Raw genomic sequence first — 12370 nt, 5'->3', positions numbered from 1 at the left:
AAGGCCGGACCATTCACATAGTCCGGCCTTCATTCAACTGTCGGTGAGTGAGTCGTGAGGCGTGCTGCAGCCTTGGGGCCGCACGATGGCGGCCCCGCAATTGGCGCGGCCTGTTACCGCGTCGGTGCCATTAGCGCGAAATGGGCGCCTTGCGGATCCGTGCACTGTACGATCCAGCTGCCGCCGGGGACCTCCATCGGACCCATCAGGATCTTGCCGCCATTGTCGGTGACGCGCTTGGCTGCCGCGTCGATGCCGGGCACGTTGAAATAGAACTGCCAGACCGGCGCCGGGATCTGCTCGGGCTTGTTCATCATGCCGCCAACGGGCTCGCCGCCGAAGGCGAAAAGCTGGTAGACGCCCATCGGACCCATATCCATGGCGTCGCCCTTCTCCCAGCCGAACTGGCTGGAATAGAAATCGAACGCCGCCTTCCAGTCTGACGTGTAGAGCTCATGCCAGCCGATGTTGCCGGGGGTCGCCAACGGTAGCGGCGGCTGGTCGGGGCCGCTGGGCTGCAGGAAGTTGAACATCGCACCTTGCGGGTCTGCAACGACGGCGAAGCGGCCGACGCCAGGAATGTCGTCGGGCTCGCGGTGAACGGCGCCACCAGCCTTCTTGAGGGAGGCCGTTGCGGCATTGACGTCCCCGGTGAGGATATAACCGACCCAGGCCGGCGGCATGCCCATCTTGCGCGCGTCATCGGGCAGCGTCATCATCCCGCCGACGCCGCGCTCGCCGACATTCATGACGATATAGCGCGGCATGCCCTGGGCCCCTTCGAAAGGCTGCCCCCTCCAGCCCACCACTGAGGTGTAAAACGCCTCGGCGGCGTCGAGATCGGTGGTCATCAGCTCGTACCAGAAGAAGGGGATGGGGGACTGTGGCATTGTCGTACTCCTTGCGGTTTGTACAATCGATCATGCGCGATCCATTCTAGGACGATCTTCACGACGAAAATCCGACAGCCAACCAAAAAGATGACGGCAAATTGGAAATGTTACCGGGTTGCGCGCCCTGCGGTTTTCGACTTTGCTCGCAGTCAACGAGGGGTTGTTGATCCATGCGCCGGATGTCGCTCACTTCCGAACTTGTCGCGCTGTGCCATCGGGAGGAGGCCGATCCCGGCCCCGATGGCAGCTGGACGCAGCTGACGGACGAAGACTTCAGGGCCCTTTGCCTTCGGTGATCAAAACCAACGCTAAGCTTACCAGGCTGACCACTCAGTCCAGCAACGGCAGTGCCGCTATGGCCAAGCTTCCCTGTCGGCGGCTTTGGTAACATGAGTACACTTGTCATGTTTATTCGTGGCTTTTCAGCAGTTTGCACAGAAAATTGACCAATTGATAAAAAAATAAAACGTGCTAGCCTTCTCCAAAACAAGAACATGGGGAACTGACGATGCCAGAAGGCCAGTTCAAGCAAGGCATTGCCGGCGGGCGGCTTTCGCCGGGACAATATGCCGATAATTTTGCCGACCTGCACCCGCCGCTCGATCATCACGAGGCGCTGGTCGAGTCCGACCGCTGCTATTTCTGCTATGACGCGCCGTGCATGAATGCGTGTCCGACCTCGATCGACATCCCGCTGTTCATCCGCCAGATTTCGACGGGCAATCCCATCGGCTCAGCCAAGACTATTTTTGACCAGAACATTTTGGGCGGCATGTGCGCCCGCGTCTGCCCGACCGAGACGCTATGCGAAGAAGTCTGCGTGCGGGAGGTGGCCGAAGGCAAGCCGGTGCAGATCGGTCGCCTTCAGCGCTACGCCACCGATGTCGCCATGGCCGAAAACAAGCAGTTCTACGAGCGCCCCGAACCGACCGGCAAGACGGTCGCCGTGGTCGGCGCCGGACCGGCCGGGCTTGCGGCCGCGCATCGGCTCTCCCGCTACGGCCACGACGTGACCATCCTGGAAGCTCGGCCAAAGCCCGGCGGCCTCAATGAGTACGGTATCGCCGCCTATAAGAGCGTCGACAATTTCGCCCAGGCTGAAGTCGACTATGTCACGTCGATCGGCGGCATCGACATCCAGAACGGCAAGGCGCTCGGCCGTGATTACCAGCTGTCGGACCTGACCAGGAATTACGATGCGGTGTTCCTCGGCATGGGGCTTGCCGGCGTCAATGCCTTGCGAGCGGAAGGCGAGGAGGCGCAAGGCGTCACCAATGCCGTCGAGTTCATTGCCGAGCTTCGTCAGGCCAGTGATCTGGCCAGCCTGCCGGTCGGCCGGCGTGTTGTCGTCATCGGCGGCGGCATGACGGCGATCGACGCGGCGGTGCAATCGAAGCTGCTCGGAGCCGAAGAGGTGACGATCTGCTATCGGCGCGGCCCGGAGCACATGAATGCCTCCGAATTCGAGCAGGATCTGGCTGCCGCCAACGGCGTCATCATCCGGCACTGGTTGCAGCCGAAGCGGGTCATTGCCGATGCCGGCAAGGTGTCGGCGATCGAGCTCGAATACACCGCGATGGACGGCGACAGGCTCGTCGGCACCGGCGAGCGGCTGACGCTCGTCTCCGATCAGGTGTTCAAGGCGATCGGCCAGAGTTTTGTCCCGGCTGCGCTCAACGGCAGCGGGGCTTTGCTTGACCTGGAAGCCGGCCGCATCAAGGTCGACGCCGAAGGCCGCACCTCGCTGCCAAACGTCTGGGCCGGGGGCGACTGCATCTTTGGCGGCGACGACCTGACAGTCTCGGCCGTCGCACAAGGCCGCGACGCGGCGGAAAGCATTCATCGGGCACTGACCTCGAACGGGAGGGCATGAGCATGGCAGACATCCGCAACAATTTCGTCGGCATCAAATCGCCGAACCCGTTCTGGCTAGCCTCGGCGCCGCCGACCGACAAGGCCTATAACGTCATCCGCGCATTCAAGGCTGGCTGGGGCGGCGTTGTCTGGAAGACGCTCGGCGAAGAAGGGCCGCCGGTGGTCAACGTCAACGGGCCGCGCTACGGCGCCATCTGGGGCGCCGATCGTCGCCTGCTTGGCCTGAACAATATCGAGCTGATCACCGACCGTGACCTGCAGGTCAATCTGCGCGAGATCAAGCAGGTCAAGATGGACTGGCCCGACCGGGCGATCGTCGTCTCGCTGATGGTGCCGTGCGAGGAGCATGCCTGGAAGGCGATCCTGCCGGTAGTCGAGGAGACCGGCGCTGACGGCATCGAGCTCAATTTCGGCTGCCCGCACGGCATGTCGGAACGCGGCATGGGTGCGGCAGTCGGCCAGGTGCCGGAATACATCGAAATGGTGGTGCGTTGGTGCAAGGCCAATACCCGCATGCCGGTCATCACCAAGCTGACGCCCAACATCACCGACATACGCAAGCCGGCACGCGCTGCCCTTGCCGGCGGCACCGACGCGGTGTCGCTGATCAACACCATCAATTCGATCACCGGCGTCAATCTCGACAATTTCGCACCGGAGCCGACGATCGACGGCAAGGGTTCGCATGGCGGCTATTGCGGCCCGGCGGTGAAGCCGATCGCCATGAACATGGTGGCCGAGATCGCGCGCGACCCGGAAACGAAGGGCCTGCCGATCTCCGGTATCGGCGGCATCACCACCTGGCGCGACGCCGCCGAGTTCATGGCGCTTGGCGCCGGCAATGTGCAGGTGTGCACGGCGGCGATGACCTATGGCTTCAAGATCGTGCAGGAGATGATCGCCGGCCTGGAAAACTGGATGGACGAGAAGGGCCATGCCTCGCTCGACGACATCATTGGCCGCGCCACTCCCAACGTCACCGACTGGCAGTATCTCAACCTCAACTACATCGCAAAGGCGCATATCGACCAGGAGGCCTGCATCAAATGCGGCCGCTGCCACATCGCCTGCGAGGACACCTCGCACCAGGCCATCACCAGCATGGTCGACGGCGTCAGGCATTTCGAGGTGATCGAGGCCGAATGCGTCGGCTGCAATCTCTGCGTCAATGTCTGCCCGGTCGAGAACTGCATCACCATGGAGCCACTGGCGGTTGGCGCGATCGATGAGCGCACTGGTAGGCCAGTGTCGCCGATCTATGCCAACTGGACGACGCATCCCAACAATCCGATGGCCAAGGTGGCGGCGGAATAGCATTTCGAAAAAAGCGGCGTCCATGGGCGCCGCTTTTTGACTTTCCTATTGCGGATAAAAAATATCCAAGATAATCTATATCCATGAACAGGAGAGCGAAATGAAGCTGGGCGAAGGCGTCGAAGCAGCCATCCACTGCGCCGCGATGCTCGCCGGCGTTGATGGCGCCGCGACCTTGCCAGGTGCTGCCATGGCCGAAGCGTTCGGGCTGTCGCCGAGCTATCTGCTTAAGCATCTCAACGCGCTGACTGCGTCCGGCATTCTGGAATCAGTGCCGGGGCCGTCCGGCGGCTACCGGCTGGCGCGGCCGGCGGAACGCATAACGCTGCTCGACATCGTGCTGGCCGTCGAGGGGCGTGAACCGGCGTTCCGCTGCGCCGAAATCCGCCAGCGCGGCCCAGCGAAGCTCGATGCCTCGGTCTATGTCAAACCCTGCGGCATCAACGTAGCCATGCTGAAGGCCGAGCGCGCCTATCGCGCCGCGCTCGCCGACGCCTGGCTGTCCGACATCGTTGCAGAATACACGGCCGATGCCGATCCCCGTTCGGTCGCCGCGAACTGCGCCTTCGTCGAGCGCCATCGGCGGCCGCAGAAATCAAGTTCAACCAAGCAAGCATGAAAGGCTACAGACGATGAAACAGAGGCTGCAATTTTTCGGCGCGGCGCCGGAGATCATGAAGGCGGTGTCAGCGCTCAACAAGGCAGTCGACGAATGCGGGCTCGAAAAAAGCCTGTTGCATCTGATCAAGCTCAGGGCGTCGCAGATCAACGGCTGCTCGTATTGCGTCGAGATGCATAGCCGCGAAGCGCGCCGCGACGGCGAAAGCGAGCAGCGGCTCTATCTCGTCTCCGCCTGGAAGGAATCGCCGCTGTTTTCACAGCGCGAACGCGCGGCCTTGGCCTGGACCGACGCGCTGACCAGGATTGCCGACTACGGTGTGTCGGACGAACTCTATGCAAGGACGCTCGAATATTTCTCGGAACAGGAGCTGGTCAAGCTCTCGGTTGCGCTCGGCATGATCAACACCTGGAACCGGCTTTGCGTTCCGTTTCATGCAATCCATCCGATGCCAGCAGTCTTGGCCGCTTGAGCATGGACCAGGCGCGCGGCCTTCCGCCGCGCGCCTCTTTTCTGCCCGAGGACCCGACAGCATGTTTTCAAACTTTGATAGTGAGATTCTATTCGCCGCCCGCCTGCTGCTTGGCGGCGCCTTTGTCTTTGCCGGCCTGCGCAACATCCAGAATGCGGCGTTGGTGAGCCAATTGATGACGACGCGCGGCGTGCCGCAGGCGCGGCCGGTTCTTTGGCTGGGGATCGTCCTGCAGATCATCGCCGGAGCGCTGGTGATCGCGGACATCTGGACCGCTGCGGCGGCGGCATGCCTGATCCTGTTCCTGGTTTTTGCTACGCCGATGTTCCACAATTTCTGGGATCATCAGGGGCCCGAGCGCGCGTCCCGCATCAATGGCTTTGTCGGCAACGTCGCGCTGGCCGGAGGATTTCTGGCGCTGATCGCGCAGTCGCTTTGACAACGACTGATGCCTCTTGGAGGCAGCCGCTCACGCCGCATACCGCAAGCCGCCGTCGCAGGTCAGGATCTGGCCGGTGACGAAGCTGTTCGAAACCAGGAACGCGATCGCCTCAGCGACGTCCTCGGCGCGGCCAATGCGGCCGACCGGTGTCTTGCCGGCATAATCGGCAAACACCGCATGGCGCTGTTCATCGGGCAGGAAATCCCACCACGGCGTGTCGATGACGCCCGGCACCACGACATTGACGCGTAGCGGCTTCAGCTCCATTGCCAGGATCGGCACCACGGTCAGCAGCATGCCGTTGACGGCGGCGATGCCGGCGACACCCGGCGCCGACAATTGCGCCGACACCGCCGAGATGAAAGTCACCGAGCCGCTCTTGTTCAGCGTCGGCAAGGCGGCCTGCAGGCAGGAGAGCTGTGGCCGGACCTTCTCGTCGACGCCACCGCCGATGTCGGTCAGGTCAAGCGTTTCGAACGGACCGAGCCCCTTGCCGCCGCTGGCGGCCAGCACCAGGTGATCGAAAGGGCCGAGATCGTTGAAGAACTGGCGAACCTCGTCCGGCTTCGCGGCATCGAAGGCAGCCTTTTCGACTGCGCCGCCAAGGCTTTGCCATGCGTTGTCGAGCCTTTCCCGGTTGCGCCCGGTGATAGTCACCTTCATGCCCGGGCCAAGCAGCTTTTTCGCGGTGGCGAGGCCGATGCCGGAGGAGCCGCCGACGATCACGGCGTGCTGCGTTTTCTCGGTCATGAATTTTCTTTCTTCGATGTTGCGGAAACGGGTGCGAGCCCGACAAGGCCGAGACTCAATTCGCGCAACTGCTGCCTCGCCTTCACGTCATAGGCTTGCGCATCGGCGCGGGATTCCCTTTGGCCGTCGAAATAGAGGCCGCTTCGCCCTTCGAGCGCCGGCGATGTGGCGAGATTGATGATGGCTTCGGCACCGGTTTCGACCGAACTCCAGGGTGTGACGCCCGCCTGCCGCACCATCGTGGTGTTCATGTAGCTTGCCGGATGCAGGCTGTTGACCGTGACGCCGGTGCCGTTCAGCTGCTCCGCCAGATCGATGGTGAACATGATCTGCGCCAGCTTGCTCTGGCAGTAGGCACGAACGCCGTCGTAGGAGCGGGTCAGCATGACATCCCTGAAGTCGATCGCCCGTTGCCCGGCCGAGGCGACATTGACGATGCGCGACGGCGCGCTGGACTTGAGCAGCGGCAGCAGCTCCATGGTGAGCAGGAAGCCGGCGAGATAATTGACGGCAAAGCGCAACTCGTAGCCGTCGGCGCTGACCTGCCGTTTCGCGTTGGGGCCGGCGGTGCCGACGCCGGCATTGTTGATGAGGATATCGAGCCGCTTGGTCCTTGCGCGCACCGCCTCGGCGAGGCGGCGGACTTCCGCCAGGGAGGAGAGGTCGGCGACCAGCAGCTCGGCCTTGCCGCCGGCGGCTTCGATTTCGGCCACGGTCGCCTTGCCCCTAGTCGCGTCGCGGCCATGCACCAGGATACGGGCACCGCCGGCGCCGAGCCTTTGCGCGACGACGCGGCCGACGCCGTCGGTCGATCCTGTGATGAGGATTGTCCTATCTTTCAGTTCCATGTTCAGAGCCTCCATCTCATCGCTCTGAACGGAAAGATGGGGCACCGGCCACTTGCCAAACAGTTCAAACTTTATCCTGGTATCGATACTGCTATAATAGCACCGATGGATTCACCGACACACTCCGCCGAAGACAGCCGCCGCCGCGAGCTTGGCGCCTTTCTGCGCTCGCGGCGCGAAAGGCTGACGCCTTCGGCCACCGGCATTTCGACCGGCCTGCGCCGGCGCACGCCCGGGCTGCGGCGCGAGGAGGTGGCGATGATCGCCGGCGTCGGCACGACCTGGTACACCTGGCTGGAGCAAGGGCGCGACGTGCGGCCGTCCGTCGAGGTGCTCACGGCGCTCAGTCAGGCGTTGCGCCTGGACACGGCCGAGCAACGGCATCTGTTCATTCTTGCCGGCCGCCCGCAGCCGGAGCGTCGCGTCGACGCGCCGGAAAAAGTCGATAGCCCGTTGCTGCACATGCTGCAGAGCCTGGTCCTCCAGCCGGCCTATGTCCTTGGGCGGCGTTGGGACGTGCTGGCCTGGAATTCTGCCGCGGCAGCCGTGTTCGGCGACTATGGCCTGCTGGAGGGCGATGCCCGCAACATCGTCCATATGGTTTTCACCAGCCCGCAGCATCGGCGCCTGCTCGTCGACTGGGAGGAACTGGCGCGTGCCGTGCTGGCGTCATTCCGGGCGGAAAGCGCCAGATATGTCGGCGACCCGGATTTCGAGCGGCTGATCGCGCTGATGACACGTTCAAGCCCGGAGTTTCGCGCCTGGTGGCCGCTACGCGACGTGGCCCGTAACCTATCGGGTGTAAAGCATGTCAGGCATCCGACGGCAGGCGCCATGGCGTTCGAGCATATGAGCCTGTCGATCGACGACGGCTCGGACATGAAGCTGATCGTCTACACGCCGCTCGCCGAGCAGAACTCGATCGCCAAGCTGCAGAAGCTGCTCGATGCGCTGCCGGCCGAGCGGCGCAGCGCGTGAGCCCAGCTTCGTCATCCTGGGGTCTGCGCTGCGTCGCTCCGCTCCTTGCTGCGCCCCAGGATGACGAAGCAATGGGGGAGGTTTGCGACAGCCGAGCTGCCTCAGCCCTTCGGCTTCAGCCCGTCGATGAACAGCTGCTCGAGAAACCTTGCGGCATCCTCGAAACGGCCGTCGCCGCCGCGATCGGGGCCGAGCACGGCGCGGACCTGCACGTCGAAATCGGCATAATGCTGCGTCGTCGCCCAGATCGAGAAGATCAGGTGCCAGGGGTCGGTGCGGGCAATCTTGCCGGCGCGCATCCAGCCCTTGATGACATTGGCCTTCTCGTCGACCAGCGTCTTCAACTCGCCTTCCAGCATCGGCATGATGCGCGGCGCGCCCTGCAGGATCTCGTTGGCGAACAGCCGGCTCTCGCGCGGGAAATCGCGTGCCATTTCGAGCTTGCGCCTGATATAGCTGCGCAGTTCGGTCAAGGGGTCGCCGATATCGTCGAGTTCGCGCAGCGGCGCCAGCCAGGTGTCGAGAAGCCGCTGCATCAGCGTCTTGTGGATGTCCTCCTTGCGGCGGAAATAATAGAGCAGGTTCGGCTTCGACATGCCGGCGGCTTCAGCGATCTGGTCGATTGTCGAGCCGCGAAAACCGTTGGTCGAGAAGACTTCGAGCGCCGCCTCGAGGATGAGCTCGCGCTTTTCCACCTGGATGCGGGTGCGGCGAGGAGCAGAGCTTTCGACCGCATCCGTCACCTCGAAAAACCTTCGCTGCGAGGAGTGTCTGGACCAATTCTCTGGACCAGTTTTTCTCCGCCCTGTGGAGCGCACTTCGAAAGCCGCATTTCCGCTAGTAATCCCTTGACCGCTGATAAGGCGGTGCTAACGTTTGTCCAACCGGTCAAAAATTTGCGTAGCACGAAAACGTCGCGAAGACCAAGTTGGAAAGACCAGGCGTTAGCCGCACCGAAACAGGTTACAAGGGGAAGTCTCGGTCATGTCCAACCGGCTGAAAGTCACGCCGAACGATCTCAGTGCATTCTGGATGCCGTTCACGGCAAACCGGCAGTTCAAGCAGGCGCCGCGCATGATGGTGTCGGCCAAGGACATGCATTACACGACCAGCGACGGGCGCAAGGTTCTCGACGGCACCGCCGGCCTGTGGTGCGTCAATGCCGGCCACTGCCGCCCGAAGATCACCGAGGCGATCCAGAGCCAGGCGGCCGAGCTCGACTATGCGCCGGCGTTCCAGATGGGCCATCCGATCGTGTTCGAGCTGGCGAACCGGCTGGTCGACATCGCGCCGAAGGGCATGGACCATGTGTTCTTCACGAATTCCGGCTCGGAATCGGTCGAGACCGCGCTGAAGATGGCGATCGCCTATCACCGCGCCAAAGGCGAGGGCTCGCGCACCCGTCTGATCGGCCGCGAACGCGGCTATCACGGCGTCAATTTCGGCGGCATCTCCGTCGGCGGCATTGTCACCAACCGCAAGATGTTCGGCACGCTGCTCGGCGGCGTCGATCACATGCCCCACACGCATCTGCCGGAAAAGAACTCTTTCACCAAGGGCGTGCCGGAGCATGGCGCGGAACTGGCGAACGAGCTGGAGCGCATCGTCGCCTTGCACGACGCCTCGACCATCGCCGCCGTCATCGTCGAGCCGGTTGCCGGTTCCACCGGCGTCATCCTGCCGCCGAAGGGCTATTTGCAGAAGCTTCGCGAGATCTGCACCAAGCACGGCATCTTGCTGATCTTCGACGAAGTCATCACCGGTTTCGGCCGTCTCGGTACGCCGTTTGCCGCCGACTATTTCGGCGTCACGCCGGATATCATGACCACGGCGAAGGGCGTCTCCAACGGCGTCATCCCGATGGGCGCGGTGTTCGTGAAGAAGGAAATCCACGACGCCTTCATGACCGGCCCCGAGCACATGATCGAGTTCTTCCACGGCTACACCTATTCGGGCAATCCGATCGCCTGCGCGGCAGCGCTGGGCACGCTTGACACCTACAAGGAAGAAGGGCTGCTGACGCGCGGCGAGGAACTGGCGCCGTACTGGGAGGACGCGCTGCACTCGCTGAAGGGCGAGCCGAACGTCATCGATATCAGAAACATCGGCCTGATCGGCGCGATCGAGCTGGCGCCGATCGCCGGCCAGCCGACGAAGCGGGCCTTCTCGGCTTTCGTCAAGGCGTTCGAGCGCGGTGCATTGATCCGCACCACCGGCGACATCATCGCGCTGTCGCCGCCGCTGATCATCACCAAAGGCCAGATCAACGAATTGATCGACCACGTGCGCGAAGTGCTGAGGGCGGTGGATTGAACCAGGTGCAGCTTTCCCTCCCCCTCGAGGGGAGGGTGGCCGCGAAGCGGCCGGGTGGGGTCGGTGCGGCAGTGCGCCAGCCTGACCTTCGGCCGCATAGGTGCCTGTGATGCCCCGGACCCGCGTGAGCTTCGAAATGCGCCAAAAGGCGCGCGCGCTTCGAGTACATGCGACCAAAGGCGAATCGCTGCTTTGGTATGAACTGCGCGAATTGAAATCGGCTGCGATGAAATTCCGGCGCCAGTGTCCGATCGGGCCTTATATCGTCGACTTTGCCTGCATTGCGGTAAAGCTGGTCGTTGAAGTCGATGGTGATCTGCACGAACAGGAGAAGGGCAAACGGCACGACGCCGTCCGTGATGCCTATCTGCGATCGCTCGGGTTCGATATCTTTCGCGTCGATGAGCCCGATGTCATAAACAGCGCTTGGCATGTCGCACAAGTGGTCAAGGATAAGGTCGCGCGCATGTCAGCCGATCCCACCCGACCGCTTCGCGGCCACCCTCCCCTCGAGGGGGAGGGGGACGCTGGCGTGCCACAACCAATGAGGTTTTAGAATATGGCCGCCCCCGGCGAGAATCTGCGAATCAATTCAGACCGTTTGTGGGATTCGATAATGGAGATGGCGAAGATCGGCCCCGGCATTGCCGGCGGCAACAATCGCCAGACCGTTACCGACGATGACGGCGAAGGGCGGCATCTGTTCAAGCGCTGGTGCGATGAGGCGGGGCTCGAAATGGGCGTCGACGAGATGGGTACGATGTTTGCCCGTCGCGAAGGCACCGACCCCAGCCTGCCGCCGGTCTATGTCGGCAGCCATCTCGACACCCAGCCGACCGGCGGCAAGTATGACGGCGTGCTCGGCGTGCTCGGCGGCCTGGAGGTCGTGCGCTCGCTCAACGATCTCGGCATCAAGACCAAGCACCCGATCGTCGTCACCAACTGGACCAACGAGGAAGGCGCCCGCTTTGCGCCGGCGATGATGGCGTCCGGGGTGTTCGCCGGCGTGCTCGACCAGGCCGACGTCTATTCACATGTCGACAAGGACGGCAAGAAATTCGGCGAGGAGCTCGAACGGATCGGCTGGAAGGGCACCGAGAAAGTCGGTGAGCGCAAGATCCACGCCTTCTTCGAATTGCATATCGAGCAGGGCCCGATCCTCGAGGACGAGGGCATCGACATCGGTGTCGTCACCCATGGGCAAGGGTTGAAATGGCTGCAGGTGACGCTGACCGGCAAGGAGGCGCACACCGGCTCGACGCCGATGCCGAAGCGGCGCAATGCCGGGCTCGGCATGGCGCGGGTGATCGAACTGGTGCACGAGATCGCCATGGACTACCAACCCGACGCCGTCGGCGCGGTCGGCCATATGGAGGTCTATCCGAACTCGCGCAACATCATTGCCGGGCGCACCGTCTTCACCATCGACATCCGCTCGCCGGAAAAGGAGGTGCTGGACGCCATGGACGGCCGCATCCGCGAAGGCATCGACACGATCTGCGACGCGCTCGACATCAAATATCAAATCGAGCAGGTAGGCCATTTCGACCCGGTCACTTTCGACGCGGGCTGCGTCAAGGCTGTGCGGGATGCGGCGGAGCGCCTGGGGTATACGCATCGCAATATCGTCTCGGGCGCCGGCCATGACGCTTGCTGGATCAACCGCGTTGCACCCACCGCAATGGTGATGTGCCCCTGTGTCGACGGGCTCAGCCACAATGAGGCCGAGGAAATCACCAAGGAATGGGCAGCGGCCGGCGCCGACGTGCTGTTCCATGCGGTGGTGGACACGGCGGTCATTGTCGAATGATGGGATAGCCTGGCAACGCCGCTCACAAGAAGCGCGAAGAGAATAAGGGAACAAGA

At 62.9% G+C, this 12370-nt stretch carries 13 protein-coding genes and 1 pseudogene; 10 read left to right on the top strand and 4 right to left on the bottom strand.

Annotated features, from left to right (window positions below; translation table 11 throughout):
- Positions 1-113: 113 nt before the first annotated feature.
- Entirely contained in the window at positions 114-890 is a 777-nt protein-coding gene (locus NKI08_RS11295; protein WP_352769154.1) for a VOC family protein, read from the bottom strand.
- Positions 891-1063: 173 nt separating this feature from the next.
- Between NKI08_RS11295 and NKI08_RS11290 the strand changes: the two are divergent.
- From NKI08_RS11290 to NKI08_RS11265, 6 genes and pseudogenes are all read left to right on the top strand, one after another.
- Positions 1064-1186 (top strand): annotated as a pseudogene (locus NKI08_RS11290) (gamma-glutamylcyclotransferase); the annotation flags it as partial.
- 215 nt (positions 1187-1401) lie between these two features.
- On the top strand, positions 1402-2766 hold the full coding sequence (locus NKI08_RS11285; RefSeq protein WP_352769151.1) for an NAD(P)-dependent oxidoreductase: 1365 nt from the start codon (positions 1402-1404) through the stop codon (positions 2764-2766).
- 2 nt (positions 2767-2768) lie between these two features.
- The gene (preA, locus tag NKI08_RS11280; RefSeq protein ID WP_352473536.1) at positions 2769-4082 is read left to right on the top strand and encodes an NAD-dependent dihydropyrimidine dehydrogenase subunit PreA; all 1314 of its coding nucleotides are present in this window, start codon (positions 2769-2771) and stop codon (positions 4080-4082) included.
- 100 nt (positions 4083-4182) lie between these two features.
- The gene (locus tag NKI08_RS11275) at positions 4183-4701 is read left to right on the top strand and encodes an RrF2 family transcriptional regulator (protein WP_352684717.1); all 519 of its coding nucleotides are present in this window, start codon (positions 4183-4185) and stop codon (positions 4699-4701) included.
- Positions 4702-4714: 13 nt separating this feature from the next.
- Complete coding sequence (locus NKI08_RS11270; RefSeq protein ID WP_352769147.1) at positions 4715-5173, top strand: carboxymuconolactone decarboxylase family protein; 459 nt, start codon at positions 4715-4717, stop codon at positions 5171-5173.
- A gap of 61 nt (positions 5174-5234) precedes the next feature.
- Entirely contained in the window at positions 5235-5612 is a 378-nt protein-coding gene (locus NKI08_RS11265) for a DoxX family protein (RefSeq protein ID WP_352769144.1), read from the top strand.
- A gap of 30 nt (positions 5613-5642) precedes the next feature.
- Here the strand turns inward: NKI08_RS11265 and NKI08_RS11260 are convergent, their stop codons facing one another.
- On the bottom strand, positions 5643-6365 hold the full coding sequence (locus NKI08_RS11260; protein WP_352769141.1) for an SDR family oxidoreductase: 723 nt from the start codon (positions 6363-6365) through the stop codon (positions 5643-5645).
- Positions 6362-7213: an SDR family NAD(P)-dependent oxidoreductase gene (locus tag NKI08_RS11255; RefSeq protein WP_352769138.1), complete on the bottom strand. Its 852-nt coding sequence runs from the start codon at positions 7211-7213 to the stop codon at positions 6362-6364. Before NKI08_RS11255 ends, NKI08_RS11260 begins: the two co-directional genes overlap by 4 nt.
- Before the next feature lie 105 nt (positions 7214-7318).
- On the opposite strand from NKI08_RS11255, the gene NKI08_RS11250 reads away from it, so the two are divergent.
- Positions 7319-8191, top strand: coding sequence for a helix-turn-helix transcriptional regulator (locus NKI08_RS11250; protein ID WP_352769135.1), 873 nt, complete (start codon positions 7319-7321; stop codon positions 8189-8191).
- 101 nt (positions 8192-8292) lie between these two features.
- Here NKI08_RS11250 and NKI08_RS11245 read toward each other — a convergent pair whose 3' ends face one another.
- Complete coding sequence (locus NKI08_RS11245; RefSeq protein WP_352503191.1) at positions 8293-8934, bottom strand: TetR family transcriptional regulator C-terminal domain-containing protein; 642 nt, start codon at positions 8932-8934, stop codon at positions 8293-8295.
- 241 nt (positions 8935-9175) lie between these two features.
- Here NKI08_RS11245 and aptA point away from each other — a divergent pair, with 241 nt between their 5' ends.
- The 3 genes from aptA (at position 9176) to NKI08_RS11230 (ending at position 12314) form a co-directional block, all read left to right on the top strand.
- Complete coding sequence (aptA, locus tag NKI08_RS11240) at positions 9176-10504, top strand: omega-aminotransferase AptA (RefSeq protein ID WP_352471500.1); 1329 nt, start codon at positions 9176-9178, stop codon at positions 10502-10504.
- Positions 10505-10628: 124 nt separating this feature from the next.
- Positions 10629-11060: an endonuclease domain-containing protein gene (locus NKI08_RS11235; RefSeq protein ID WP_352769131.1), complete on the top strand. Its 432-nt coding sequence runs from the start codon at positions 10629-10631 to the stop codon at positions 11058-11060.
- A gap of 3 nt (positions 11061-11063) precedes the next feature.
- Positions 11064-12314: a Zn-dependent hydrolase gene (locus NKI08_RS11230; RefSeq protein ID WP_352769128.1), complete on the top strand. Its 1251-nt coding sequence runs from the start codon at positions 11064-11066 to the stop codon at positions 12312-12314.
- The last annotated feature ends 56 nt before the right edge of the window (positions 12315-12370 follow it).

Source organism: Mesorhizobium sp. M0768 (assembly GCF_040320195.1).
Taxonomy (GTDB): domain Bacteria; phylum Pseudomonadota; class Alphaproteobacteria; order Rhizobiales; family Rhizobiaceae; genus Mesorhizobium.
Note: the sequence above shows the minus strand (reverse complement) of the source record. Positions and strands in the feature narration are given on the sequence as shown.

Coding starts and splice junctions, on each gene's coding strand:
- NKI08_RS11295 (WP_352769154.1), bottom strand. CDS start 890: ATGCCACAGTCCCCCATCCCCTTCTTCTGGTACGAGCTGATGACCACC.
- NKI08_RS11285 (WP_352769151.1), top strand. CDS start 1,402: ATGCCAGAAGGCCAGTTCAAGCAAGGCATTGCCGGCGGGCGGCTTTCG.
- preA (WP_352473536.1), top strand. CDS start 2,769: ATGGCAGACATCCGCAACAATTTCGTCGGCATCAAATCGCCGAACCCG.
- NKI08_RS11275 (WP_352684717.1), top strand. CDS start 4,183: ATGAAGCTGGGCGAAGGCGTCGAAGCAGCCATCCACTGCGCCGCGATG.
- NKI08_RS11270 (WP_352769147.1), top strand. CDS start 4,715: ATGAAACAGAGGCTGCAATTTTTCGGCGCGGCGCCGGAGATCATGAAG.
- NKI08_RS11265 (WP_352769144.1), top strand. CDS start 5,235: ATGTTTTCAAACTTTGATAGTGAGATTCTATTCGCCGCCCGCCTGCTG.
- NKI08_RS11260 (WP_352769141.1), bottom strand. CDS start 6,365: ATGACCGAGAAAACGCAGCACGCCGTGATCGTCGGCGGCTCCTCCGGC.
- NKI08_RS11255 (WP_352769138.1), bottom strand. CDS start 7,213: ATGGAACTGAAAGATAGGACAATCCTCATCACAGGATCGACCGACGGC.
- NKI08_RS11250 (WP_352769135.1), top strand. CDS start 7,319: ATGGATTCACCGACACACTCCGCCGAAGACAGCCGCCGCCGCGAGCTT.
- aptA (WP_352471500.1), top strand. CDS start 9,176: ATGTCCAACCGGCTGAAAGTCACGCCGAACGATCTCAGTGCATTCTGG.
- NKI08_RS11230 (WP_352769128.1), top strand. CDS start 11,064: ATGGCCGCCCCCGGCGAGAATCTGCGAATCAATTCAGACCGTTTGTGG.